Raw genomic sequence first — 24225 nt, 5'->3', positions numbered from 1 at the left:
AATCTTTACTGGTAAATTTTTCTTATTTTTGTTTACTTTCCATAAAACGCAGAAAATCGGGATTAACCCGATTTCAAAATTTATTATTTTTTAATTTTATATTATGTTTTCATTTAATAATCCTCCTCCAACCAAAATTCATTGCTGCCTCCATCATATCGATAAAATTCAAGGCTTCATTATATGAATACCTATGTGTGATTACCTCAAATAAAGGTGTACATGCCATTGTATAAAGAACATGAAGTTCATCATCATTCAAATCATTTACTTCAATCTTTTTTTCTTTAAGAACCTCGATCAATTTCTTAGCACCCTGCACTTCAAGATTCACTAAATCATGACGAATTGATTCAAATTCCGTACCCTGAGAACAGTTAAACAAAAGATTAACTATAGGATCGTTTTGGTAAATAAATTCCAATAATTCCCTATTACTATCATCAGATTTTTCTCCAAAAGCTTGTAAACCATTTACTTTAATTTCTTCAATCGCTTGATTTGTCAATTCTTTACTTCTTCTGTATAAGTGATTAAGTATAGGACTTACAAGTACCTTAAAAATATCTTCTTTAGATTTAAAATGCTTATATATTGCACCAGGTGTAATTCCTGCATTTTTAGCAATAGTGCGAATAGAAGCCTCTTCGAATCCATGCTCTGTAAACTCGCTTTTTGCACTTTTTAATATTTTCTTTATTGTAACATCTTTGTCTCTCAGTAAGTTTCACCTCCCAAATTAAGATAACACCGTTTACTTTATTTTAGCATAAAGAAACTAATGAAGTCAATAATCGCTATCAAATAAATATATTCACACTTTGTTATGTATCGTTTACCTTAATTTAAATATAAAAAATAAGCCTGAACCATAAAAATAGCACAGGCTTTTATCTATTTACTATTAAACTAATTGATTTACTCTTCTCTGAACTTCTTTATAATCATATCCAGCTTGAGTTAACCTTCTTTTTCTTTCTTCTCCATTTCCCCATTTTCCACTTATAACTTCTCTGGCTAATTGGTCGATTGTCTTTCCAACTGGATATACTATCTTGCCATTTGCATCGAATACTTTTAATCCAAATCTATCGGCACATCTTTTGGCATTTTCTAAATTCTTAAATGCACCTTTCTGGCTTTTTATATCAGACCAGGATTTTCTAACTCTATATAGTGCACTTGTTGGTTTGCTAACAGTCTTATCGCCTCTTAGTCTTTTATTTACTTCACTTGCTATATATGGGAACTTGCTGCCAAGATATGGACCAGGACAGTTAGTGTTTTTATACCATTCGTGTTTTTGAAGGACACCATCTTTGCCTCCAGTATAGGTACAAGGATAGATTCCATTTCTTCTGCAGATGTCTGTCGCCAAATCAATTAGTCTATTTAAAACATAATCAGAAACTAACCACTGAGGTCCCCTCGTAGAGTTTCCTACTTCAATTGTGACTGCTCGGTTGTCACACCAGGAAGATGAGGTTGTCCAGGCTCTATTGGCTTCATCAACTCCTAAAACAATAACTCCGTCAGATCCTAAATTATAGTTAGCTGATGCTCGTCTTGACCTTGGCACAAATACTCCAGCAAGATTTCTACCATTTATAACTCCAGCTGCGTGGTGGATAGCTATTTTAGTAATCTTTTGATTCCTTCTTCCACTATGGTTAGGTGAGAGAATTGTTGCTTGTACTAATAAACTGTTGCTCATTTATTTTTCCTCCTTGAATTGTTTTAAAATCGCCTTTAGTTTTTCTGGTACTGGCAAGCCTAGTGCTACAGAGTTTTCCAAAATAGAGAGCCCTTCATTTGCTATATAAAAAAATATGATGGCTGTTCTTATCATTGTCCCATCACCTTTAATTAAATTTACATCACATAGGTTTGCGATACCTACAACTATAAAAATCATAATCTTTTTTGCTATCCCTTTAAATCCTATGGATGAGGATAGCTTTCTTTCGACCCCTGCTCTTAAAACTCCTGTCAAATAGTCTGCAATAACAAAAGCAAGAAGTGTGTAAATAAAAGCATCTACACTTCCAAGATAAAATCCCAACCATCCTCCGATAGCTGTAAAACATACTTTTAGTATTTCTAAAAACTTATTCATTTTATTCCTCCTCTGTTAAGGTATATGTTATTTTCATTGTCTTATCTGCCGTTTTTAATATTGGACTTGATAGGTTGTTAATTGTTCCAAGATATGGAGTATGAAGAAATAAAAGTTTGTAAAACCTCTCCTCATAACCTCCAAATCCAATGACCAATGGCCCGATTGTCTTTGGATCCATCATTAAATTTGGTATTCCCTCTCCGCTATAATCAGAAACACTGTTTACTATGACTTGGTCTTTTTTATCAATTGCAAATTCATAACCTAATATATAGTCTCCCCACTTATATAGGTAACAGTATTCTCCCCCATATTTCGAAGTCCTAACTTCTTTACCTAATTCTATAACAGAAATATCTACAGGATTATTGATATTAATTTTATAGATTTTATCCGCACTATATGAATTTATCGAATATAGGTAGCCATCTTTAATACAGCTATATACATATCTATGACAGTAACTTCTATTTTTTTCATAGTAACTTCCTAATTTACCTAATCTTATTTCATTTAATGCCCACTCATCTATTTTCGTTGAGTAATCATTTTTATTTATTTTTATTCTTATTAGCTTATCTCTGTAAGTTCCAAAGCCATACCAATTCCCATCTTCTCCGTCATAAAAACAACATTCGTTCCAAGTACTCAATTTACTAAAAAATTCTGATACATCAATTGTTATCCTTTCCTCATTTTTATATCCTTTAGTGTAAATTGGATCATTTAAACCTATACTCGTAAATGGTTCCTTAAGTTTTACTAATTCTATTGATTTGTTGTCTAAAGGCCATATTGAAACCAAGGTGTTGTTTTCAACGTCTATTTCAACACATCCGTTATATGCGTCCGAGACTTCTCTGTTTTTCCATAAGCTAATTTTATTTAATAATAGGAAGGGATCTTTACCATGAGTGTCTCCATAAAAATGTTTCCCTCCTCTATAATGTGTTAATGCCAATGAAGAGATTCTTCCGTTTCCCTGTGATGTAGAGAAATCCCAGACAAACTTGTATCCATTTTCAAGAGGGGTTGATTCATTAAGATTAGCTGAACCTCTTCTTGGTGCATCCGTTGAATTTACATCATTGGATGCATAGCCTATGATTTGATTATTAGAAGGAGCAAATATTTTATTTGGATCTTCCTCTAATTTATCCTCAAATAAAAGGATCCCACCATAACATTTAGTTGCTATAGGAAATATTTCTTTTTCATATTGAGTAATTCTCGAATCACCCATAGGGTACATTAACCCCATAGGATTGAGTCTTAATAAATCTGGGACTGCATTCGTTATTAAGTTTTCATCTTCATATATCTCCTTCGTATTTGTCCTCACATCAGTTAGTTCAATGACTGATTTACCCTTGAGCATTTTCTTCTTCCTCCTTATCTTTAAATTCTGTAGTTATTTCTTCTTTATATTTTCCTAGCATCAATCCTTGATATTTAAATCTTCCTACCTTTTCATCAAATACTAGTGGTCTTGGTACTTGTCTTTCTACTTTGTATTCAGCATTCAATTTCCTAAGCAGAAATGAATGACTAAGTTCTATTCTCTTCCAGGATTCATCAATCTTAAGCTTTCCATCCCAAGCCTCTGTAGAACCAAGAGACTGACCAGATATAGCTGCGATAGCATTATCTTTTCCAATCATTGCTTGACCAGACTCAAGTCGTATTAAAACTGAAAAATTGTTCATCGTCTTTTCCTGAAGTTTAGTTAGTGGATAAAAAAGATTTAAAATGTGATCACCACTTAGGTAGGTTTCTTTTGGAATGTGATGTTCTATTTTCGTATCATTAAAAACATAGGTAATAACTAGCCTTGTTGGTATTTCTATATTTTCAATAAAGTCTAATTCCTCTACTTCTTCTTTTTCTTCAAACTTTGGAGGATTATAGGATTTTCCATCATTATTTAAAACCTCTACTTGTTTCTTGACCTTTCTAGATATCTTTCTTGTTTTTTCTTCAGTATCACAGATGATATTTAACAAGATAGATGCATTAAAAATTGCCTCCGTTTCTTTATTGGAGGCAAATTCTATACGAATTATCGGCGTGTCTGTTGTGGAAAGATTAAAAGCAGAGTAATTTGAGTAAGCATGAACTACTAACTTTTCAGATTCAATTTGATTTAACAGTCCTACTATATTCTTATCATTCTTACTCTTAGCTTTAGATAAATAGGGATTTTTTCCTACACCAAGAATTCTATGCTTGCTATTTATTTTATATTCTATGTCAGTGATAAGTCCTTCAATCTTTTCTTCTTCATAAGAAATAGCTATTCTGTCTCCTACATCAAGACTTGGGTCTCCTATTGTTACCATATCAAAAGGTGTGTGATGAATTTTGCAAATTTCAGTAAGAAGAGCCTCACACATTCTTTTTCTTTTCTCTGGAAGTCCTAACTGCATCAATGGATTTATTCCAAGATTCATAGTTAGGCCATCGTCATTTTCTAAAGAGTAGTATTCAGCTATTTTAGTCTTTGCATTTGTTGAGTTGATGGCTGTATATCTTGTCTTAAAATCTGATATAGATGAAGAAAATCTTTCTCTCGTTTTAATTTCAGTTGATATGCTTTCTGCATACTTCTTTAAAATTAATTTTCCATCACGAGAGACCCCAGCAAAAGCACCAAGGGTCGATGCTATATAGTGAATAAAGTCCCTGTAAGTTTCTATATCATGGTCTTGATAAATTGCCAAAACTTCCTCTCCATTTACAAAAGCTTTTACCTCATCTTCTGTCATGCCTAGTTCTACCTTGCACTTCTCACATGAAAGACTTAGTAGTTCAAAGGCTGTACCAAAGGTATCTGTTACTGGGAAGTTCTTATCAAACCTAAGCATATAGTCATAGCCTTTTAGTTCTAAAATCTTCTTAGACCTATTTGCTTCAGTGACATCAAATATTCCCATTGGTATGGTTTCTATCTTTTTATTTTCTAATTCTTGATGGTAAAAAAGTTCTAGCTTTGAATCCTCTAAAGAATATCTGTCAATATCTGAAAAAAGACTAATTCCAAATTCTCCAGCATAAACTGTCCCTATTTCAAGTTCAGAAGATCCAGAGCAGGAACGATGGATGTACCCAGACCCTTTAAGAATATCTTTATTGGTAAAGGGGATAGTATTTTCATCTTTTAAGATGATATTTCCAGTCCAGTAAAATTTACGAGAGTTCTTTTTTATAACTGTTTTATATTCATTGCTTATTGGATACATCAATACTCCTCCAATGAAAAAGATACTTCCCACAATCCTTTATAAGAAGTATCTTTTATTAATTTGACTTGAAACTTGTCCATATACATTTGTGTCTCTTTTAGTTCCAACGTTTCTGTATCTAAGAATTTAACTTTAAGATTAGACTTGTTAGCAAGACCACTCAATATCTTCACAAGTTTAGGACTACAAGAAAAACCTACAGAAATACTTGCTACTTTGTTTCTAACAATATCTCTCTGAATAGTTCCTGCCTCTGTCTCTCCTCCAGTATCTGCCTCTATATCTCTAAACTCCAAATCATAAGTGTTTGGTAGAGGTAGGTCTATTCCTTCAATAATTAAATATGACTGATACTTCATTACCTACCTCCACTCCTTAAATTCTTACGCATAGATGCATTAACAATAACTTCATCGAGAAGAGTCCCTCCCAGATAAACTGGTATGACTATATCTCCAGAATTTTCCGATTTTAAATTGATGTTTGCAAGTGCATCGGATATTTGTCTACCTATATCAATTCCATTTATAGCTGATTCTTTATCATGTCCACCCATACTAACAGTTGATATATTTGGATTTAAAACCATATCGCTTGCTACATTCTTCATAGAAGATTGGACCAATCTTCTGCTCTTTTCTATTCCCTTAGATAAACCTTCCATAAAGTCTGGCATCCATGATTCATAGTCGGTAAGTGGGCCAACATCTGGTACAGAGAAGTGCAAGTAAGACCTAATAGTTGATGCTACATTAGATACAGCAGATGTCACATTGCTAATCGCACTTCTAATTCCTCTTGCAATTCCGTTAATCATATCGGCTCCCCATGTATAAGCTTGAGACGCCAAATTCTTAATATGATTAACCGCATTATTAAATCCATTTCTAATAGTGGACTGAATATTTGACATGGTCGATGAAATGCTTGATCTCATAGAATTAAAGGCAGACGATACGGCTGACTTCGCGGTATTTACTGCAGATGAAATAGTCGACTTTATGGAATTCCAACCAGATGAAACAAAGGATTTAATATTATTCATTGTTGATGAGATAAAGGTCTTTATCCCATTCCAGATTGATTCAAGGACTGTCTTAATAGAAGTCAAGATAGTCTCAATTGTAGTTTTTATATTGGTCCAGGATGTAGAAATAAATTCTCCAATGGCAGTAATGATTGTTGTTAAAAACTCTTTTAGTCCATTCCAAATGGTTTCAACTTTTACTTTGATTGCATCAAGAACTGTTGAAATTAAAGTCTTAACACCTTCCCAAGTAATCCTGATAAACTCACCAACTGCTGTAAATACTTCTGTAGTTGTAGTTGAAATAGCTGTCCATATATTTGTAAAAGTAGTTTGAATTCCCGTCCAGAGGCTTGTAAAGAATTCTCCTAAACTTTGCCATAGACTCTTGGCTCCCTCAATAAAGGTATTCCAAGATTCAGTTAGAAAAGTTGTTATAGATGTCCAGATAGTATTCCATCCTTCAGCAAGTCCATTCCATAGGTTGGCAAAGAAGTCCTTGATACCTTTCCAAGTAGTCTTCACCCCTTCAATAAATCCAGTCCAAAATTCCGATAGAAAACTTGTGATTTCAGTCCAGGTGCTTGTCCAAGATTCTGATATTCCTTGCCATAGATTGGCGAAGAATTCTTTTATTCCATTCCAAATGGCAACAGTTGATTCCTTAATAGTTTCCCATATGGAGATGACCCCTTCTCTAAACCAGTCACATTTCTTCCATAAAAGAACAAGTCCAGCTATTACTGCACCAATAGCAATAGGAACTATACCAATGGCTGATACTACTGCAGTGATTGCTGGTATAAGTGTACCTGTAAAGATTCCAACTATCTTTGTAATTCCTCCTACTATTAGGGGTCCTTTGGTCATAATAGTTCCTATTGACCAGATAAGTTTTCCTACAATCATAAGAACTGGACCAAGAGCAGCTATAAAAAGGGCGATACCTGCAATAATACCTTTTACTGGTCCTGGAAGTGCATTAAGTCCATTTACCAGTTTCGTTAATATATCTACTGCTTTTCTAACAGCAGGCATTAAAAGTTCTCCAAAGGATATAGCTAATTCTTCTAAGGCAGATTGTAGGATCTTTAATTGACCAGCTAGGTTATCCTGCATAGTAGCAGCCATTTTTTCTGCTGTTCCATCTGCGTTATATATGGCATCACTCAAACTGTTGTAGTCTTTCTCACTGGCATTTATAATTGCCAACATTCCAGACATGGCATTTTTACCAAATATCATGGATGCTGCTTGTGCTTTTTGAGTTCCGTCTAAATTGGCAAAGGCTACTCTAAAAGTGCTTAGAGTCTCATCAAGTGAAAGCCCCTGTACATCTTCAATAGATAAGCCTAACATGGACATCCCGTTCATAACTTCTTTAGTTGGTGATGCGAGTCTTGTTAGTCCAGCTCTTAGAGCTGTACCTGCTTGTGAACCTTTAATTCCTGCGTTAGCCATTAAACCAATAGCAACTGCCGTATCTTCAACTGAATATCCAAGTGTCCCAGCAATAGGTGCAGCATATTTAAAGGTCTCACCCATTAGTGAAACATTGGTATTGGCATTAGATGATGCAGCAGCAAGAACATCAGCAAAATGAGAAGAGTCTTCTGCTTTTAAACCAAAGGCTGTAAGGGCATCTGTGACAATATCTGAAGTAGTAGCTAGATCCTCACCACTAGCTGCAGCAAGGTTCATGACTCCTTCAATACCACTAATCATATCTTTACTTTTCCAACCAGCCATGGCCATATAGTTCATAGCTTCTGCCGCTTCAGATGCTGAGAACTTGGTCTTGGCTCCCATTTCACGAGCCTTTTCTCTCAGAGCGTCAAAGTCGGACCCTGTTGCACCAGATACTGCTTTTACCTTTGCCATACCAGAATCAAAATCTGATGCAGTCTTTACAGCTGCTACTCCAAGACCTGCTACTGCAAGAGATACTGGCATCATTTTTCTTCCCACGTTTTCTATATTTTGCCCTGTGTTTTGCCATTTTTCTCCAGTAATAGCTATGTTTTGAAGAGTCTGATTTGTGGTTGCCCCTTGCCTTTCTAGAGATTTAAGGGCTTGTTCTGTTTCAATAATCTCTCGTTTAAGGGCATCATATTGTTCTTGGGAAATCTTTCCTTCTGCGAGAGCCTGTTCAGCTTGTTTTTGTGCCTCTTTTAAAGAGGTTAATTTATTCTTTGTCTCTTCTAAGGTCTGTCCTAATAGCTTATGCTTTTGGGAGATAAGTTCTGTATTTCCAGGGTCAAGTTTTAGAAGTTTATTGACATCACGCAGTTCCGATTGAGTATGTTTTATTTCAGTATTTACTTGTTTTAGTGCAGTCTGTAATTTGGTAGTATCCCCACCAATCTCAACAGTTATCCCTTTTATTCTATTTGCCAATATCTCACCGCCTTTTTAAAGATATATTTATCAGTATTTTTATTGATGTTTTTATCGATTTCTGCTATACTTATCTTGAGGTGATAAGTATGAATTTTGTAAAAGAATTATCCAACAAGACTGTATCCATTTCTGAATTTAATCGAGGCCTAGCCGGACGTATTTTTGATGATGTCAAAGTGAACGGTTCTAAGGTCGTATTAAAGAACAACACTCCTGAGTGCATTCTTGTTTCCCCTGATGAATATACGAAACTCATTGATGAGCTCGAAGATGCAAGAGATCTTATGCTTGCCAATACTAGGATGTCATCAATGGATAAATCCGATTTAATTTCTCAAGATGAATTTGAAGAAGCCTTTCATATCGATTTAAATGAAGTCTCTCCTCTTGATGAGGACGAAATCGAATGAACTACAAACTATCCTTTATAAAAGAAGCCATCCAAGACTATAAAGCCTTAGATGGATCTCAAAGAAAAATTGTCGATAAAGCACTTAAGAGGATCTTAATAAATCCTCTTCCTAATACCGAAGGTGGCTATGGCAAGCCTCTTTCTAACCTATCTGATTCTAAGCTTGCTGGTCTTATGAAAATTAAACTTAAGAGTTCAGGTCTTAGGATCGTTTATAAATTGGAAAAATCAGATGATGAAGTTCTTGTCATTATTATCGGTGCAAGAGCGGAATCCAAAGTCTATAAAGATGCTGAAAAAAGAGTAGCTAAGCTTGAGGATTAAAATTTATCGAAGTCTTCTTGCGTAGCTACTTCTTTGTATTTATAGTCATCGTTATTCTTTTCTGTGAACATATCATTTACAAGTCCAATTGTTAGTAGGGATAAATCAGAAACAGAAAGACCTAATTCTACAGCCCTTAATAGAAACAAGGGTGTAGTCATTGGTCTTTCTGTTGGTCTTACTTTTTTTTAGGAACTTCTTCCGACTTGATGTTAAGTCCCCATAACTCAATTAACTGAGGTAGAATTTGGTAAATTGAAAAGGTTGAGAAATTATCCAACCATTCTTCAGGACTATCTGGCACAGATTTATCTCCATGCTTTGCCATTACATAGGCTATATTTTCAAACAACTCAAGTGAACCTATGTCAAGATTAGATTTGTCTTCATCATTGTTCTTCATGGATTTTTCAAGTTCCATTAAGTCTTTGAAGATATCTCGACCAAACTTTAATCTATAGATTCTTGGGATAGCTGCTGATGCACGGAAAACAACTTCTTTCCCATCGATTTGAATTTTCTTGGTTAGTGCCATATTTATTTACCTCCAACACTTGCTCTTGAAGGTGTTACTGTCGTTTCTGTTGGCATATAGACTGACTTATACCAACCATCGTAAGTTTCCTTCGTAGTTTCTTCACCTGTTCTAGCCTTTACATTTCCATTTGGAAGTGGTCTTGCTTGAATAGATAAGGTTTCTGGTTGAACTTCTCTTGATTCCTCGTTGGTTTCTCCTTCAAGAGTAGGTCTTGCTGCTGAGCAGTTATACATGACATGACGGATTTTCTTTTGGTCACCATCAAACTCAAATAACAGTGCAAAGTTTGCAGTTTCAGAATTTGAAGACTCAATAAGAACTTTGTTAGAATCTGATTTTTCCATCAAAACATCAGTCCTAAAGGATTCTGGAATAAGGGCGATTTCTAAATCTCCGTCATATCCCATATTGTTTGAAATAGTGTAGTATTCAATTCCATCTGCATAAAAGCTTTCAGGCTCTCCATTTGGATCTAATGAAATTGAAACAGCACCAGGCATTGGAACTGGTGTCTTATATTTAATAACGCCCTCTTCAGCTTTATCGAAGAGAGCGTAGTGTACATTACAAATATTAAACTTTACCTTATTTGCCATAATTGTTACCTCCCATAAATTGTAGTGAGTCAGCTCCATCACAATTCTCTTCGCTCCTTATCAGTCGCAGAGAATTGGATTGCGTGACATCTGACCTACCTTCCACTCGCAATGCTCGTGGGGTTAGGTCATTAACATTACAAATATTAAATTTAACTTTATTAGCCATTTTTTACCTCCATAGTAAATTCATAGAGAACTTCATAAAATCTTTCTGATTCAATCCAAACTTCAGATTTTTCATAATAGATTTTTTCTCTATCAAGTATCTCTTCTATCTTTTCTTCTAATTTTAAATCTTTCTTATCAGTGTAAAGTTCTAAGTCTATCTGAGTATTTTTATAGAAAACTACTCCATCTGCACCAAAGTGTTTATTCTTTGGAAATAGATAAACCAAAAATGGTGGGTCTGGACTTTCTCCTTCAGCAAAGTGCGAGTATGCAAAGGGAAGTCCAATCTCTTCAATTATTTTTAATAGCCTATCCATCTTGTAATTTCCTCATTATATTTTCTTCCAATTCTCTGATTCCTTTCTCCTCAGCTGGTCCAATATGAGGCTTAGCAGACACTCTTCCTCCCTGCCTAAGAACATGGCCTTTCTCAAGTAGATGAGCCAGTTGGTATCTATTTCTTGAATGGACCACAAGTTCTATTGAGTTCGAAGATTCTTTTATAGTTTTTACTGACCAAGATTTAGAATATTTCTTTGTTTCTCCTACAGGTGCATTTTCTTGTATGTCTTTTCTAATATTGCTACCAGCCTTTTTGACTTCCTTTTTGACTTCATCTGTTGCCATATCAGAATATTCTTCTAAGCCTTTCATTATTTCACTGGCGAGGTTTTCAATTTTTACGTTCACCTACTCACCTTCCTACACCTAAACTTTATATATTTGTTCTTGTAGTTCATAAAATCAATCGAGATGATATTGTACTTTTCATCTTCAAATAGAATCCTGTACTCTGAAGTGTTAATATTCTTCAACCTATTTTGAAATCTTACAGTAAAAGAAATATCTGACCTGTCTACTTCCATCCCAAGAAAAACTTCTTCGCCTTTACCTTGAAAAGATATATAGGCTGATGTTGTTAGATAGTCCATCCATACTGATTTATGGTTACCAATTTCATCTACCTCAACATTTTTATTTTGAAAGGTTATTTTTCTGTTTAAATCCGATATCCTCATTAGAACTCAGCCTTTCTCATTCCAAATAATAAAGCCCTTAGAGTTAAGTTTAATTCAGAATAATCTGCCTCTTCCCTATGTTCATAAAGATAAGCTGTCATATAGAGGACGGCTATCTTTCCATTTGGATTTTTAGAAAGATCTTCTTCGCTATTAACCCTGGCTACATCCATGGAGTGCTTTATTGATGATTGGATGAGAGAATTAATCATCTCATCCTCATCATCAAAATCCACCCTTAAATAGGACTTTGCCTCTTCAAGAGTAATCATAGTTTACTCCCTAGGCAGTAGCACCGATTTTTAATAGTTTAACTGCTTCTCTTAAAACAAGGATTCCATCTACTCTTTCTTTGCCTAAGAAACCAACCATGCCATTGCCTGCAAATAGTTCCTTTAAGTCTTGGAAAGATCTATTCCCTCTATCTCCAATCTTGTAATAAGAAAAATCGCCAAAGGCTACTGCAAGTTTCCCTTTTTCAGCTTTTGGAGCAAAGGCAGATGTGTAAGCAGGATATCCTAAAAGTCTATCTGGTTCTCCATCTTTAAGTGATGGTTGCCAAATATATGCACCATTAACGTCCTTAAGCTTTCTAATCTGAGCAACTGTTGCATCATTTAAAATGAAAGCTGCTTTCTTTCTATATGGTCTATCTAGAGAGTAAACTAAGTCAATTAATTCATCTGCAGTAATTGTTTGAGCCTTTGTTGTTACACCAAGTTCTCCACCCTTTTTAGAGTCAAAAATTCCTGTAGGCTTATTTACTCCATCTCCATTTAAGAAAGCATCTTCTTCAGCATTAGCTAGTGCTCTAGTAAATTCTTCAGTGATGTATTTTTCTAAATTAAAGGCTGCATCATATAGAAGTTCTTCAGTAACTTTAATACCAACATGGAGTTTGTGTGCATCAAGAGATACTTGATCAAATGTACCATCTCCAAATGTAAGTTGGCCACCTTCTTCAACCCATAGGGCTGCTGGCTTTGTAGCTGCAATATTGATTTTATGAAGTCCTGAAGTTTGAACTTTTGTAGCTAATTTTCTTACAATATTTTCATTTTCAAGACCATTTACAATATCTGTTTCCATTTCTTCTGGAACTAAATATCCACCACTTTCATCTGTACCTACTTTTAATTCATTTGAAATATCTCTAAAGTTAGTTCTTAATGCTTTCATCATAGACTTCTTATAGACATTTCTAGCTCTCATTGGTTTATCTTCTTCATTAAATGTAGCGGGCTCATTTGTTAGTGCTTGAGTAGTAGGTTTTTCCAAGGATTTATCCATTTCTTCTTCCCTCTTCTTTCTTTCCATTTCACGAGTGTAATTCTCGATAGTTCTTTCCATCTCTTCATATGTCTTAAAGTCTTCATCAGACATTAGACCCTTTTCATCTTTTTTAGATTCAGCAAATGCTTTTGCCTCATCCCAAGCTTTAGTTCTCTTTTCCATTAGTTCTTTTAAGTTCATATAATTACCTCCAAGTATTTTTAATTTTGTTTAATCTTTCTTCTACCTCACTCATTGAATGAGTCTTTACTTCTTTATTTATCTTTGTTAAAAGTGAATTTGTAACTGCTCGCCTTGAAAAGACCATGTTCGTAACTTTCTCATCTTTTCTTTTGTCAGTAAGAGTTCCATCACAAAAACCCATCTCAATAGCCTTATTCTTATCAAACCAAGTCTCCCCATCCATTAGATTAGAAATCTCTTCTCTGGATAAACCTGTCTTAATCTCATAAGCATTGATGATTGATTCCTTAACTTCCTTTAACATATCTATGGCTTTTTGCATCTCTTTTGAGTCGCCAATTGCCACAGTTAAGGGATTGTGAATCATCATTAATGAAGTAGGACTCATCAATACTTCAGTTCCTGCCATGGCAATGACTGATGCTGCTGATGCTGCAAGCCCATCAATCTTAATGGTCACATTTCCCTTGTGCTCCAAAAGCATGGTGTAAATTCTCGATGCAGCTATACAATCTCCACCAGGGGAGTTGATCCACACAGTTATATCTCCACTTTTGTTTTTTAATTCTTCAAAAAAGAGCCTTGGAGTGATTTCATCATCAAACCAAGACTCTTCTGCAATAACTCCATCTATATAAAGTTCATTTGAATCCTTATTCCAATTCCAAAATATTTTATTGTTCTTCATTAGGATTTATTTCTTCTCCTTTCTGCTGATAAAAACTACCAGCTTTATCAAGTGGTAGCATATTTCCATTTACAAGATATAGGTCTCCACCTTCTTCAGCTGATATCCTATCTAGGTTTTCTAATTCTCTTATGTCATTTGCACTCATCCACCCATTCTGTCTTCCTACAGCATATCCATTCATTCTTGATTCATAGTCTCCTCTTAGAAGTCCGTCAAGGTTGAATTTAATAAAGTAGGATTCCTTTTCTTTCTTTGTTAGTAGTGCTCTTTCTAAGGATTGCTCCCAACGAACAATCCAAGGATCAAGAGTGTATTTAACAAATTCAAGTGACTGTTGTTCTATATTTGAAAATGACGACTTCTCCAAGTCGCCAATCATATGAGGTGGTATTCTGAATATTCTTGCTATCTCATTTAACTGAAACTTTCTTGTTTCCAAAAATTGGGCCTCACTTGGTGCTATGGCTATGGGTTGGTATTTCATCCCTTCTTCAAGTACAGCCACTTTGTTGGCGTTCTTAGGCCCCTGAAAGGCTGCATTCCATGACGCTCTAACTCTTTCTGGATCTTTAATAACTCCTGGATGCTCTAAAACCCCACCTGGTTGTGCTCCATTTTGAAAGAATGATGCACCATAATCTTCACAAGCCATAGCCATTCCAATTGCATTTTTAGCCATGGTGATTGGCGAGTATCCTATGAGTCCATCAAAACCAAGTCCTGGTATGTGAAGAACATCTTCTTTTAAAAGATAAACTTCTTCTGATTTGTGATTGTATTTATAGAAGATTTCTCCATCTTCACTTCTCATAACAGTCATCTTGTTTGGCATTAATGGATAAAGTTCAATGACCTCATTTCTTCCATTACGAATAATCTGAGCATAGGCATTACCCCACAATAAAAGGTGGGTCATTAGTGTTTCTCTAAAAACAAATGAAGTCATTTCAGTATTTGGTTCATCGTGCAAAAGAAAATATATGGCGTGATCTTTAGCTTTTTCTTTTGAGTTTGAATCCCCTCTTTTATATAGATGAAGTGGAAGTCCTGCTAAGGTTTCAGCAAGAACTCTCACACATGAATAAACTGCCGTCATTTGCATGGCAGTAAATTCGTTGACATTCCTTCCTGCTGTTGTTCTCCCAAATAAAAAAGACGATGAAGATATCCTCTCCCCGTCTTTAGGTTTGTCTCTCGACTTGAATATTAAGTTTAAAATGTTTATATTACCACCTCCTAAAATTTTAATCATTTGTGATATAATGTTAATATATTTACTGGAAGGACAAACTATGAACATATATATCGACGAATCAGGAACAATTAATAATCAACTTAAAAATGAATACTTCATTATCACGTTAATTATTCCAGATAATTCTAATGCTTTAAAAAGATCCTATAAACGTTTTGTAGCATCTAATCTTGAAGAGCTTAAAAGAATAGACAATAGGCAAAAAATGTTTTTAAATGGAACATTTCATGAGTTAAAAGGTTCTGCTTTTGATAGACCCATGAAACAAAAATTTATAAACTTCTTTGCCAGAAAAAGCAACTTCAGTCTTTTCTATTTAAAAGTTGACAATTCAAGACTCAAAGATACTTTTTGTTCAAATACATCTAGAGTTTTCAATTACCTATTAAAAATATCACTGGACTACTTCATAAGAAATAATTACATACCAAGTGAGAATCATCTTTTACAACTTGATGAAAGAAATGAAAGAACCGAATCGAGATTCTTTCTTGAGGACTATTTAAACACTGAACTTTGCATAACTGGGATTAATCAAGGAAATTTTGTGGTTTCATATTTTGACTCTGCCAATAACTCAAATATTCAAATCGCTGATGTTTTCTCAAATATCTTGTATTCTCATCTTAAAACAGGTAATTACGCAGATGAGTTTAAAACTTTAAGAGACAATGGTATCTTAAAATATATTTTTGAATTTCCCCTATAAAACTTGACTTTTTTCTATTTTTAAAGTATCATGATTATACCAACAGTAAGTCTTATTCAAGTGCCATTATCTAGGTAAGCGATATGTGTTATCGTCACTCATAAGCAATTGGTATACATATTCTAGCCACCTATATGGTGGCTTTTTTCGTGCATTTTTACTTAACTCTAAATCTCGCCACTTTTCTAAATTTGGCTATGATAAATCAAAAATAGAGAGATTAAAAAATAATCAATCCCCTATCATCATAAACCGACTCACTAGTATCATTGCCACACCTTATAGCCCTATCAAGAGCCATGATTGTAGCAATAACCCCATCTATCTTTTCTGTAGATTTTTCTTTATCTGCCTTAATGTTTCCAGCGGGATCTGTTCGAATAAAGATATTATCCATCATCCACCTTAGAACTGGATGACCTCCATGGGCTATTTTTCTTTCGAGAGTTAGTTTCATTAATTCTTTTGTTGGTGGAGACATGTCTTTAAATCCTTGACCAAAAGGAACAACTGTGAAACCCATTCCTTCTAAGTTTTGTACCATCTGAACTGCTCCCCATCTGTCAAAGGCAATTTCTCGGATGTTATATATATCACCTAAATCTTCTATAAATTTTTCAATAAAACCATAATGAACTACATTGCCTTCTGTTGTCTGAATATAGCCTTGCTTATGCCATAGGTCATAATTTACATGGTCTCTTTTTACTCTTAGGTCGAGATTATCTTCTGGCAACCAAAAGTAAGGAAGTATTTGATATTTATCATCTTCATCTATTGGAGGAAAGACTAAAACAAAGGCTGTAATATCTGTTGTAGATGAAAGGTCAAGACCTCCATAACAAACTCTGCCTTTTAGTTCTTCTTCATTAACAGCAAAATTACATAGGTCCCATTTTTCCATAGGCATCCATCTAATTGCTTGTTTGACCCACTGATTTAATCTTAACTGTCTGAAAGCATTTTCTTCAGTTGGGTTTTGCTTAGCCGATTCACAGGCTTGTCTTACTTTTTCTATAGGAACTGTAATTCCAAGAGACGGATTTGCTTTATGCCATACTTTTTCATCTGTCCAATCGTCTTCTCTATCTGCTCCATAGATTACAGGATAGAAAGTTGGATCAGTTTTTCTCCCTTCAAGTATGTCCACTGCCTTTTGATGCGTCTCATAACAGATTGATTTGGTATCTGTTCCTGCAGTTGTTATAAGAAAATATAAAGGTTGAGTTCTTGCATCTCCTGAACCTTTTGTCATAACATCAAATAATTTTCTGTTGGGTTGAGTATGAAGTTCGTCAAAGACAACACCATGAATATTAAATCCGTGTTTGGAATAAGCCTCTGCAGATAAGACTTGGTAGAAAGAATTAGTCGGCTTATAAATCATTCTCTTTTGAGATGCTAGTATCTTTACTCTTTTAGAAAGGGCTGGACTCATTCTTACCATATCAGCTGCAACATCAAAAACTATAGTTGCTTGTTGTCTATCGGCTGCGCATCCATAAACTTCTGCTCTTTCTTCTCCATCACCACAAGTGAGAAGAAGTGCTACAGCAGCTGCAAGTTCAGATTTTCCCATCTTCTTTGGTATTTCAATATATGCTGTATTAAATTGTCGATATCCTGTATCTTTTACAATGCCAAATAAGTCTCTTATGATTTCTTCTTGCCAATCAATAAGCTTGAAGTCTTTACCTGCCCATCTACCTTTTGTGTGTTTTAGACATTCTATAAAGGTGACAGCATAGTCTGCTTTGTTTTTATCATAGTGAGATGTAGGTAGCATAAATTTTGTTGGTTTATATTTCATTTAACCTCCTTTCTTTAAAAATGGGCATAAAAAATAGCCACCTTATTGTGACTTCTACTACGACAAATAGAGCCTAAACCCTATTTGGATTTTTATTTTATCTTTGTCTTGCTATGTTTAATTCTTTGTATGCTTTCTTAAGTTCTCTTTCTAGTGTTTCTGATTCACAAAATAATTCAAATTCTTCTTCGTTTAGGTTTCCTTGTGACTCTTTCCAAAGTTCTTCATGAACTTGGTCTGCACATTTCTTTGCCGTTCCTGCTATGTCTAAAAGGTTAATAGCTGCTCCAATCTTGCCTTCTTTTGATTTTTTTATTGAGTTTTCTGCGTATCTTTTGTAAGCTTTAACTTCTGCTTCTAATCTTTCTAAAAGGTCTTTTTTCATGGTAATGCTCTCCTTTTCTTTTGTTGTACACATATTCCCGTATAGAAGAGTATTAGTCAAGTCTTTTATGCCTATAAATCGGCTATTTTTCAATCTTTTTAAAGATTATCTATAAAGTCGTCAAACCACTTTGCTCCAATCTCAAGCCTTATCATTGGAAGTCTTCCAAGCTTATTGTATTTTAAACTTACTATTCTTAAATCTTCAGGAAGGTTAGTTTCGTAAAATTCGTTAATTGTTTTTCCCATTGTGATGTAAATAGTGTCATCTTCAAGGTAGTCTTTTAAATAATCTTGGAAAGCTAAGTCTCCATTTTCTCCTTCATAAAGTCCAAGCATTGTAATTGCTGAAGAGCCGATTAACTCATTTAAATCTTCCTGTGTTTTCATGTATTTGTATGCCATATTTTTCTCCTTATCTTTTTTTGTATGTACATATAACCGTACTGTCAAAAATAAGTCAAGTTAATTAAGGGATATAATGGCTATATTTCAACCTTTACTCGATATTTTTCCTATTCTATCCACTCTGAAAATTACATTTAATGTTGAGCCATTATCCCATTTTACTAGGATTGATCCAATGGCATCCACCCCATAAACTGTGCCTAAAGTTCCAGCTGGAGGTGCTTGGTCATCTTCCATTTGGATTAGTTTTACTCTTGTACCTACAGGATAAGTTTCTTTTAATTTTTGTATAATTTCCCTTGAAATCATCTAATCACCTCATAAACATACATCACTCAAATACTGATTTATATCAAGTCAGATTAATAACATCTTTATACTTATACTCTTTGCCATCCCTTAATAAGTTTATCTCCTCATCACTACCTACTAAATTCAAATATCTTTTAACTGCTACATCAACAAATTTTGGCTCTATCTCTATTCCATAGCAGATTCGATTAAGTTCTTCACAGGCAATCAGAGTCGATGCACTTCCTAAAAATCCATCAAGGACTAAGCCATTCGTTTGTGTAGATTGTTTAATTAGGTAGGCAATGAGAGGTACTGGTTTTGATGATGGATGACCACATCCTTCTTTTTCTGAATCTTTAATTCCATCGAATTCAAAGACTGCTGTTTGTTTTTGATCTCCATACCAGTTATGCTTTCCATCTTTTCTCCAACCAAAAATAATAGGCTCCATATTAAATTTCCAATCTGTCCTCATAAAAGGAGCTCTAGGCTTTTTCCAAATAAGTCCTGCACCAACTTTAAAACCTGCATCTTCAAAGGCATCATAGAATACTCTCGCTTTCATTGTTGCATAGAATTCATAAATAGATGCATCTTTGGCCATTGCCTCTTTAAAATTTGTGAAGACCTTCATTAAAAATTCATAGGCTTCCTCATCATTAAGATTGTCATTTTTGATTGTTCCCGATTTGTTTTTCAAATCTACAAAATAGGGTGCATCGGTACAGACCAGATTAACCTTTGTATCATTTAATAACTTTTCAAAAGTCTCCCATTGAGTAGAATCACCGCAAATAACTTTATGACTACCTAAAGTCCAAATATCTCCAGTCTTTGAAAAAGTAGGCTTTTTTAGTTCTTCTTCAACATCAAAGTCATCTTCTTCAGCCTCTACACCAAGGTCAAAAATATTAGATAGTTCATCTGGTGAAAACCCAGTAAGTTCTACATTAAAACCATAATCTTCCAGGGACTCAATTTCTACTCTTAGTAGTTCTTCATCCCAACCAGCATCAAGAGCCATTCTGTTATCAGCTAAGATATAGGCTTTCTTCTGTGCCTCATTTAGATGGTCTGCAAAGACACAAGGTACTTCTTTTATCCCTTCTTCCTTTGCTGCCATAATTCTTCCATGCCCAGCAATAACTCCATAGTCTTTATCAATAATAACTGGATTGATGAAACCAAACTCTCTAATTGATGATCGTAGTTTATTAATCTGGTCTTGTGAGTGAGTTCTTGCATTATTTACATAGGGAACAAGTTTTTCGATATCCACTAATTTCATTTCTTTTGTTGTAATCATATTAGCCCCCACTTTGCAAATTCTTCAAAACCACCAATAGAGTTAATGTAGTTTCTAGCAATTTCTACAATTTCTGAATATGGTCTACCATCAACAGTTTCATCCCCGATTGCACAGGATAATTCAATCTCTCTTTTTTCTTCTTGTGCCTTTAGGTGGGCATAAATATTAATTGATACATCAGCCTTGGATAGGTCTTTACCATGAAGACCCCCACCAGTTACTGCTCTTCCCATATCAGAACCGAGTTTTCTATTAGTTGCTCCTGTATCGACATTAAACCCTCCAGTCCAATCTCCTAATGGATTTACAATTGCTCTTGGATAAATCGATTTTAAAATTTTTGTAGATACATTTGATTGGCAAATAATAAGTTTATCCCCATCAAGAATGTATTTCCCATCGTAGGGATAATTAGAATAGATTTCACGAGCAATTAAAGATAGTTTCTTTTCTTCGTCTGAAGTAGGTACTCCCTTAAAGATTCCATTATCACCACATCTTATCTTTTCTTTTTGATTATTTAATAGATGAATATCCTGTTCTACGATTTTAGTATCTACTACGACATCTCCAGCTATCCTCTTAATTGCTGTTTCAATTTCTTTTTTATTTAGATTGCAGTCCGTTTCAATAATCACATGACAGTCTCCATGCCCCAGTAAAACTTCAACTGCTATTTTAGGATTATCTTTTTCTTTATATGCTAAATCTACAATTGCACCAGCAATACAATCTGCGATTTTATCTGGATGCTTTGGATTTACTTTTTCAAACATTTTCTACCTCCTCTGTCTTAGTAATTTTTCCATCATATCTTCTCCGTAGTCTTCATAAACTTCAGTGCAGTTTTCTTTAACTATGTCATAAATCTCGTACCATAAAAGATTAGCTGTCTTTTGAAACTGACTAGACATCTGTACGAATGGAGATGCAATAACTCCACCAGTAGTAGGATGCTTTCCTAATAGTCCAAATTGACTTATTGCTTCTTCACATTGAATATATCTTGCAAAAGCCTGAGAGTAGGATTCTAATAATCTTGGATTTACCAAATTCTCACAGTTTCTCTGTTTTAACCATCCCCAAGTCTCTTTGTATATTTCATCAGCACCAAGTGGTATACCATTCTTTTGTTTTGCAGATAGATAGTCACTAGGTGTTGGCATATCAGTTCCATCAAGAACTGCTCCGTCTGGTAAGTCAACTGCGTCTATTTCTTCTGGAGTGAATGTTGGAATATCATTCATTAGTATCTCTACTTTTTTACCTTTTTCTATTTTTTCAGCAGCAGGCTGTGGTTTACCTCCTGCTTTTACTCTTCTTCCACCTCTGTATGTTCCGTCTTTAGCGATAGTATCACCTCCTAATTTATCATCTTCTTTAATAGGGCCTTTGAACCCGTTTTTTTGTGCGTGAGAGGGCGGCACCGTTGGTAGGGAAGTCAGTCGTAGAGATTAAGACTCCCCCTCCCCACGTAAACTATCCTCCAAACCTATCTCCGCTCTTTGCATGAATCTTTGAGTGACAAGATTTACAAAGACTCATAAGATTGTCTTCGTCATTAGTTCCACCACGAGAAAGAGGAAGTATGTGATGTACTTCCTCTACCTTTGTCATTTTATTTTCTTTTAAACACATCTCACAAAGTGGATGCTCTGCTACATATCTTTTTCGTATAAGTCTCCATGCTTTTCCATAACGCTTATGAGTTTTAGGATCTCTTTTATATTTTTCATAGTTTCTGTTGTATTCTATCTCATGTTTCTTGCAGAATCGTCCATCAACTAATTCAGGACAACCTGGATGTGAACATGGTCTCTTAGGTTTTCTCGGCACTTTATCACTCCATAAAGAAAGCCCTGAAGATTAAATCTCCAAGGCTCTTTTAATTATTCTTTTGCTATTTTAATAATACTACAACTCCATAGTGACATTCTATGACATTTCATGACAGGATTTGATTAGCTTTGAAGTTTCTTTTAACCCCAGATTGTGAAGTCTATGAATATGTCTAATATCATAATTCATATCAACTGCTATCTTCTCCCAAGTCTCAAAGCAAAGATATCTTTTTTCAAGAATGACTTGAAGTTCCTTGTTTTGAATTTGTTTAATTGTTCCAACCATCTCTGCTTTCAAATCTACAAGTTTATCTATATCCCTATTAATCTCTTCTTGAAGATCTACAATCTTAACAATAGTATCTTCAAGTTTAGATGTTCCTCTACTAGGACTCTTGGGCATATCTGATAAGGTCGATGTAGCTTTTGTAGCTAAGGCATTTAAACTTTCAACTTGCTCTAGCTTACTGTTAATTCTCTTGTCTAAATAAAAAGCTTGCTTTAAATATTCTTTTGCGTTCATTTCTTACCTCCATAAGTTTTGAGGTAAGTTCTCTATAGAACCTCTACTCATTTTAAATTTGCTTTTACTGCATCAATGAGTGCAGCTTGTGTTTTATTCTTATTTTCTAATGCTTTCATTACATCTTCATCAATGGTTTCCTTTGCTAGGATATGATGAATCACAACTGTTTCTTTCTGCCCTTGCCTATAAAGTCTGGCATTAGTTTGCTCATAAAGTTCTAAAGACCAAGTAAGAGAAAACCAAATAAGTGTTGAACCCCCAGCTTGTAAGTTAAGTCCATGACCAGCAGATGCTGGATGGATAATGGCAACTGGAATCTTACCTTGATTCCATTCTTTAAAGTCCTCACTTGTCTTAAGTTCTCTTACATCAAACTTGTCTTTTATTCTTTTTAAATCTGACTTATACCAATAAGCTATCAGAACAGGTTTACCATTTGCACCCTCTATTAAATCTTCCAAGGCATCAAGTTTTCTGTCGTGAATATGAATCATATTTTTATCTTCATCATAAACAGAACCTGATGCCATTTGCATTAATTTATTAGAAAGGGCTGCAGCATTAACTGCATCTATATCTTTATCCTTAATACTAACGACCAAGTCTTTTTTTAAGGTCTCGTAGATTTCTCTTTCTTTATCTGATAGATTTACAAAGAATTCATTGTTTATCTTCTTTGGCATTTTTAGATAGTCTTCAGCTTTCATAGAAACTGTGATATCTGATATCTTTTCATAGATTGCATCTTCAGCAAAAGGAAGTGGCTTATAGGAATAAATGATTGGTCCGTTTCTCTTATCTGGTTTGAAGTAGATTTCCCTGTACTGACCAATAAATCTTCCAAGTCTTTGACCCATATCAAGCAGTCTAAACTCAGCCCATAAATCCATTAGTCCGTTAGATGATGGAGTTCCAGTAAGACCAACTATTCTTTTTACCTTTGGTCTAACTTTCATCAAAGCTTTAAACCTCTTTGACCTATGAGATTTAAAGGATGATAGTTCATCAATTACGATCATGTCGTAGTTAAAGGGTATTTCACTCTTATTTATTAGCCAATCTACATTTTCCCTATTGATCAGATAAATGTCCGCTTGTTTATTTAATTCTTTTATTCTTTCTTTTTCACTACCTATGGCCACTGAATATTTTAAGATATCAAGGTGAGACCATTTTTCTATTTCTTCCTTCCAAGTATCCCTAGCAACCCTTAGTGGTGCTATGATTAGAACTTTAGAAATTTCAAAAGAATCAAAGAGTAAATCTTTTATAGCCGTTAGGCTTATAACCGTCTTGCCGAGTCCCATGTCCAGTAGAAGTGCAGATTCTTTATTTTCTTTTATAAATTCAGTAGCATATTTTTGATATTTATGTGGAGTGTATTTCAATTAGTCACCTCCAATCCTCTTTATTATTTCATCAATGTTTTCTTTTGAGTCAAGAACATAAACTTTAAAACCTAAGTTCTTAAATTGCCTTATTCTCTTTTTCTGGATTGGTCTAGGTTCACCTCCAGGTCTTTTTGTTTCAACAAATCCTATCTTTCCTTTAGGTAGAAGTATTATCCTATCTGGTATTCCCGTCATTGAAGGAGATGTAAATTTAAGACAAAAGCCTCCATGAAGTTTTACCTTGTCAACTAAGGCTTTTTCTATTTCGTTTTCTAGCATTGAT

General features: G+C 34.6%; 31 protein-coding genes and 1 pseudogene. 3 read left to right on the top strand and 29 right to left on the bottom strand.

Annotation, left to right across the window (positions count from 1 at the left end; genetic code table 11):
• Nucleotides 1–109: 109 nt before the first annotated feature.
• From BN2087_RS05160 to BN2087_RS05130, 8 genes and pseudogenes are all read right to left on the bottom strand, one after another.
• Nucleotides 110–508: a hypothetical protein gene (locus BN2087_RS05160; RefSeq protein ID WP_000184355.1), complete on the bottom strand. Its 399-nt coding sequence runs from the start codon at nucleotides 506–508 to the stop codon at nucleotides 110–112.
• A gap of 60 nt (nucleotides 509–568) precedes the next feature.
• A pseudogene (locus tag BN2087_RS09520) lies at nucleotides 569–691 on the bottom strand (TetR/AcrR family transcriptional regulator); the annotation flags it as partial.
• A 213-nt stretch (nucleotides 692–904) separates the two neighbouring features.
• Complete coding sequence (locus BN2087_RS05155) at nucleotides 905–1714, bottom strand: N-acetylmuramoyl-L-alanine amidase (RefSeq protein WP_049690785.1); 810 nt, start codon at nucleotides 1712–1714, stop codon at nucleotides 905–907.
• Nucleotides 1715–2116: a phage holin family protein gene (locus BN2087_RS05150; RefSeq protein ID WP_049690784.1), complete on the bottom strand. Its 402-nt coding sequence runs from the start codon at nucleotides 2114–2116 to the stop codon at nucleotides 1715–1717.
• A 1-nt stretch (nucleotide 2117) separates the two neighbouring features.
• Complete coding sequence (locus BN2087_RS05145; RefSeq protein WP_049690783.1) at nucleotides 2118–3497, bottom strand: hypothetical protein; 1380 nt, start codon at nucleotides 3495–3497, stop codon at nucleotides 2118–2120.
• The gene (locus BN2087_RS05140; protein ID WP_049690782.1) at nucleotides 3484–5358 is read right to left on the bottom strand and encodes a hypothetical protein; all 1875 of its coding nucleotides are present in this window, start codon (nucleotides 5356–5358) and stop codon (nucleotides 3484–3486) included. The genes BN2087_RS05145 and BN2087_RS05140 overlap by 14 nt, the downstream gene beginning before the upstream one ends.
• Nucleotides 5358–5720, bottom strand: coding sequence for a hypothetical protein (locus BN2087_RS05135; RefSeq protein WP_049690781.1), 363 nt, complete (start codon nucleotides 5718–5720; stop codon nucleotides 5358–5360). The genes BN2087_RS05140 and BN2087_RS05135 overlap by 1 nt, the downstream gene beginning before the upstream one ends.
• A complete protein-coding gene (locus BN2087_RS05130) occupies nucleotides 5720–8344 on the bottom strand; it encodes a phage tail tape measure protein (protein ID WP_245190839.1) in 2625 nt (874 codons plus the stop codon). The genes BN2087_RS05135 and BN2087_RS05130 overlap by 1 nt, the downstream gene beginning before the upstream one ends.
• Before the next feature lie 530 nt (nucleotides 8345–8874).
• Here BN2087_RS05130 and BN2087_RS05125 point away from each other — a divergent pair.
• Together BN2087_RS05125 and BN2087_RS05120 are read left to right on the top strand one after the other, a co-directional pair.
• Nucleotides 8875–9198 carry a type II toxin-antitoxin system Phd/YefM family antitoxin gene (locus tag BN2087_RS05125; protein ID WP_019117841.1) on the top strand — a complete coding sequence of 108 codons (324 nt, stop codon included), beginning with the start codon at nucleotides 8875–8877 and terminating at the stop codon, nucleotides 9196–9198.
• On the top strand, nucleotides 9195–9524 hold the full coding sequence (locus BN2087_RS05120) for a type II toxin-antitoxin system RelE family toxin (RefSeq protein ID WP_049690779.1): 330 nt from the start codon (nucleotides 9195–9197) through the stop codon (nucleotides 9522–9524). The genes BN2087_RS05125 and BN2087_RS05120 overlap by 4 nt, the downstream gene beginning before the upstream one ends.
• Here the strand turns inward: BN2087_RS05120 and BN2087_RS09270 are convergent.
• The 10 genes from BN2087_RS09270 to BN2087_RS05070 all read right to left on the bottom strand — a co-directional run bounded on the left by BN2087_RS09270 (nucleotide 9521) and on the right by BN2087_RS05070 (nucleotide 15111).
• Nucleotides 9521–9685, bottom strand: coding sequence for a hypothetical protein (locus BN2087_RS09270; protein WP_004816339.1), 165 nt, complete (start codon nucleotides 9683–9685; stop codon nucleotides 9521–9523). The two genes, BN2087_RS05120 and BN2087_RS09270, sit on opposite strands and share 4 nt — an antisense overlap.
• Nucleotides 9686–9702: 17 nt before the next feature.
• Nucleotides 9703–10059 carry a hypothetical protein gene (locus tag BN2087_RS05115; RefSeq protein WP_049690778.1) on the bottom strand — a complete coding sequence of 119 codons (357 nt, stop codon included), beginning with the start codon at nucleotides 10057–10059 and terminating at the stop codon, nucleotides 9703–9705.
• A gap of 2 nt (nucleotides 10060–10061) precedes the next feature.
• Nucleotides 10062–10658: a major tail protein gene (locus BN2087_RS05110; protein ID WP_009431460.1), complete on the bottom strand. Its 597-nt coding sequence runs from the start codon at nucleotides 10656–10658 to the stop codon at nucleotides 10062–10064.
• Nucleotides 10659–10819: 161 nt separating this feature from the next.
• Entirely contained in the window at nucleotides 10820–11146 is a 327-nt protein-coding gene (locus tag BN2087_RS05100; RefSeq protein WP_049690777.1) for a hypothetical protein, read from the bottom strand.
• Nucleotides 11139–11519: an HK97 gp10 family phage protein gene (locus BN2087_RS05095; protein WP_148485519.1), complete on the bottom strand. Its 381-nt coding sequence runs from the start codon at nucleotides 11517–11519 to the stop codon at nucleotides 11139–11141. The genes BN2087_RS05100 and BN2087_RS05095 overlap by 8 nt, the downstream gene beginning before the upstream one ends.
• Nucleotides 11516–11848 carry a phage head closure protein gene (locus tag BN2087_RS05090; protein WP_049690776.1) on the bottom strand — a complete coding sequence of 111 codons (333 nt, stop codon included), beginning with the start codon at nucleotides 11846–11848 and terminating at the stop codon, nucleotides 11516–11518. The genes BN2087_RS05095 and BN2087_RS05090 overlap by 4 nt, the downstream gene beginning before the upstream one ends.
• A complete protein-coding gene (locus BN2087_RS05085) occupies nucleotides 11848–12120 on the bottom strand; it encodes a head-tail connector protein (protein WP_049690775.1) in 273 nt (90 codons plus the stop codon). Before BN2087_RS05085 ends, BN2087_RS05090 begins: the two co-directional genes overlap by 1 nt.
• A gap of 10 nt (nucleotides 12121–12130) precedes the next feature.
• Nucleotides 12131–13321, bottom strand: a complete 1191-nt coding sequence (locus tag BN2087_RS05080) for a phage major capsid protein (RefSeq protein ID WP_049690774.1) — start codon at nucleotides 13319–13321, stop codon at nucleotides 12131–12133.
• Between the two features lie 4 nt (nucleotides 13322–13325).
• Nucleotides 13326–14012 carry a head maturation protease, ClpP-related gene (locus BN2087_RS05075; RefSeq protein WP_049690773.1) on the bottom strand — a complete coding sequence of 229 codons (687 nt, stop codon included), beginning with the start codon at nucleotides 14010–14012 and terminating at the stop codon, nucleotides 13326–13328.
• Entirely contained in the window at nucleotides 13999–15111 is a 1113-nt protein-coding gene (locus BN2087_RS05070) for a phage portal protein (protein WP_245190837.1), read from the bottom strand. Before BN2087_RS05070 ends, BN2087_RS05075 begins: the two co-directional genes overlap by 14 nt.
• A gap of 4 nt (nucleotides 15112–15115) precedes the next feature.
• On the opposite strand from BN2087_RS05070, the gene BN2087_RS05065 reads away from it, so the two are divergent.
• Nucleotides 15116–15979 (top strand): DUF3800 domain-containing protein, encoded by an 864-nt coding sequence (locus BN2087_RS05065; protein WP_245190835.1) that lies wholly within the window; start codon nucleotides 15116–15118, stop codon nucleotides 15977–15979.
• Between the two features lie 220 nt (nucleotides 15980–16199).
• On the opposite strand, the gene BN2087_RS05060 is transcribed toward BN2087_RS05065, so the two are convergent.
• From BN2087_RS05060 to BN2087_RS05010, 11 genes are all read right to left on the bottom strand, one after another.
• Entirely contained in the window at nucleotides 16200–17789 is a 1590-nt protein-coding gene (locus BN2087_RS05060) for a terminase large subunit (RefSeq protein WP_019192398.1), read from the bottom strand.
• A gap of 97 nt (nucleotides 17790–17886) precedes the next feature.
• Nucleotides 17887–18174, bottom strand: a complete 288-nt coding sequence (locus tag BN2087_RS05055) for a hypothetical protein (RefSeq protein WP_049690771.1) — start codon at nucleotides 18172–18174, stop codon at nucleotides 17887–17889.
• 98 nt (nucleotides 18175–18272) lie between these two features.
• Complete coding sequence (locus tag BN2087_RS05050) at nucleotides 18273–18578, bottom strand: hypothetical protein (RefSeq protein WP_049690770.1); 306 nt, start codon at nucleotides 18576–18578, stop codon at nucleotides 18273–18275.
• A gap of 87 nt (nucleotides 18579–18665) precedes the next feature.
• Entirely contained in the window at nucleotides 18666–18890 is a 225-nt protein-coding gene (locus BN2087_RS05045) for a DUF4314 domain-containing protein (RefSeq protein WP_049690769.1), read from the bottom strand.
• 43 nt (nucleotides 18891–18933) lie between these two features.
• Nucleotides 18934–20181, bottom strand: coding sequence for a site-specific DNA-methyltransferase (locus tag BN2087_RS05040; protein WP_049690768.1), 1248 nt, complete (start codon nucleotides 20179–20181; stop codon nucleotides 18934–18936).
• Nucleotides 20178–20960 carry an S-adenosylmethionine synthetase N-terminal domain-containing protein gene (locus BN2087_RS05035; RefSeq protein ID WP_049690767.1) on the bottom strand — a complete coding sequence of 261 codons (783 nt, stop codon included), beginning with the start codon at nucleotides 20958–20960 and terminating at the stop codon, nucleotides 20178–20180. Before BN2087_RS05035 ends, BN2087_RS05040 begins: the two co-directional genes overlap by 4 nt.
• A 3-nt stretch (nucleotides 20961–20963) precedes the next feature.
• Nucleotides 20964–21611: a P27 family phage terminase small subunit gene (locus BN2087_RS05030; RefSeq protein WP_049690766.1), complete on the bottom strand. Its 648-nt coding sequence runs from the start codon at nucleotides 21609–21611 to the stop codon at nucleotides 20964–20966.
• Nucleotides 21612–21663: 52 nt separating this feature from the next.
• A complete protein-coding gene (locus BN2087_RS05025) occupies nucleotides 21664–22020 on the bottom strand; it encodes an HNH endonuclease (RefSeq protein ID WP_049690765.1) in 357 nt (118 codons plus the stop codon).
• A 99-nt stretch (nucleotides 22021–22119) separates the two neighbouring features.
• Entirely contained in the window at nucleotides 22120–22548 is a 429-nt protein-coding gene (locus BN2087_RS05020; protein ID WP_049690764.1) for a hypothetical protein, read from the bottom strand.
• 47 nt (nucleotides 22549–22595) lie between these two features.
• Complete coding sequence (locus tag BN2087_RS05015) at nucleotides 22596–23939, bottom strand: DEAD/DEAH box helicase (RefSeq protein ID WP_049690763.1); 1344 nt, start codon at nucleotides 23937–23939, stop codon at nucleotides 22596–22598.
• Nucleotides 23940–24221 (bottom strand): VRR-NUC domain-containing protein, encoded by a 282-nt coding sequence (locus BN2087_RS05010; protein ID WP_049690762.1) that lies wholly within the window; start codon nucleotides 24219–24221, stop codon nucleotides 23940–23942.
• Between the last annotated feature and the right edge of the window lie 4 nt (nucleotides 24222–24225).

Origin of the sequence: Anaerococcus jeddahensis (assembly GCF_001182725.1) — a bacterium.
GTDB classification, from domain to species: Bacteria; Bacillota; Clostridia; order Tissierellales; family Peptoniphilaceae; genus Anaerococcus; species Anaerococcus jeddahensis.
The sequence above is the reverse complement of the archived record's forward strand: the minus strand, read 5'-3'. Positions and strand labels throughout refer to the sequence as shown.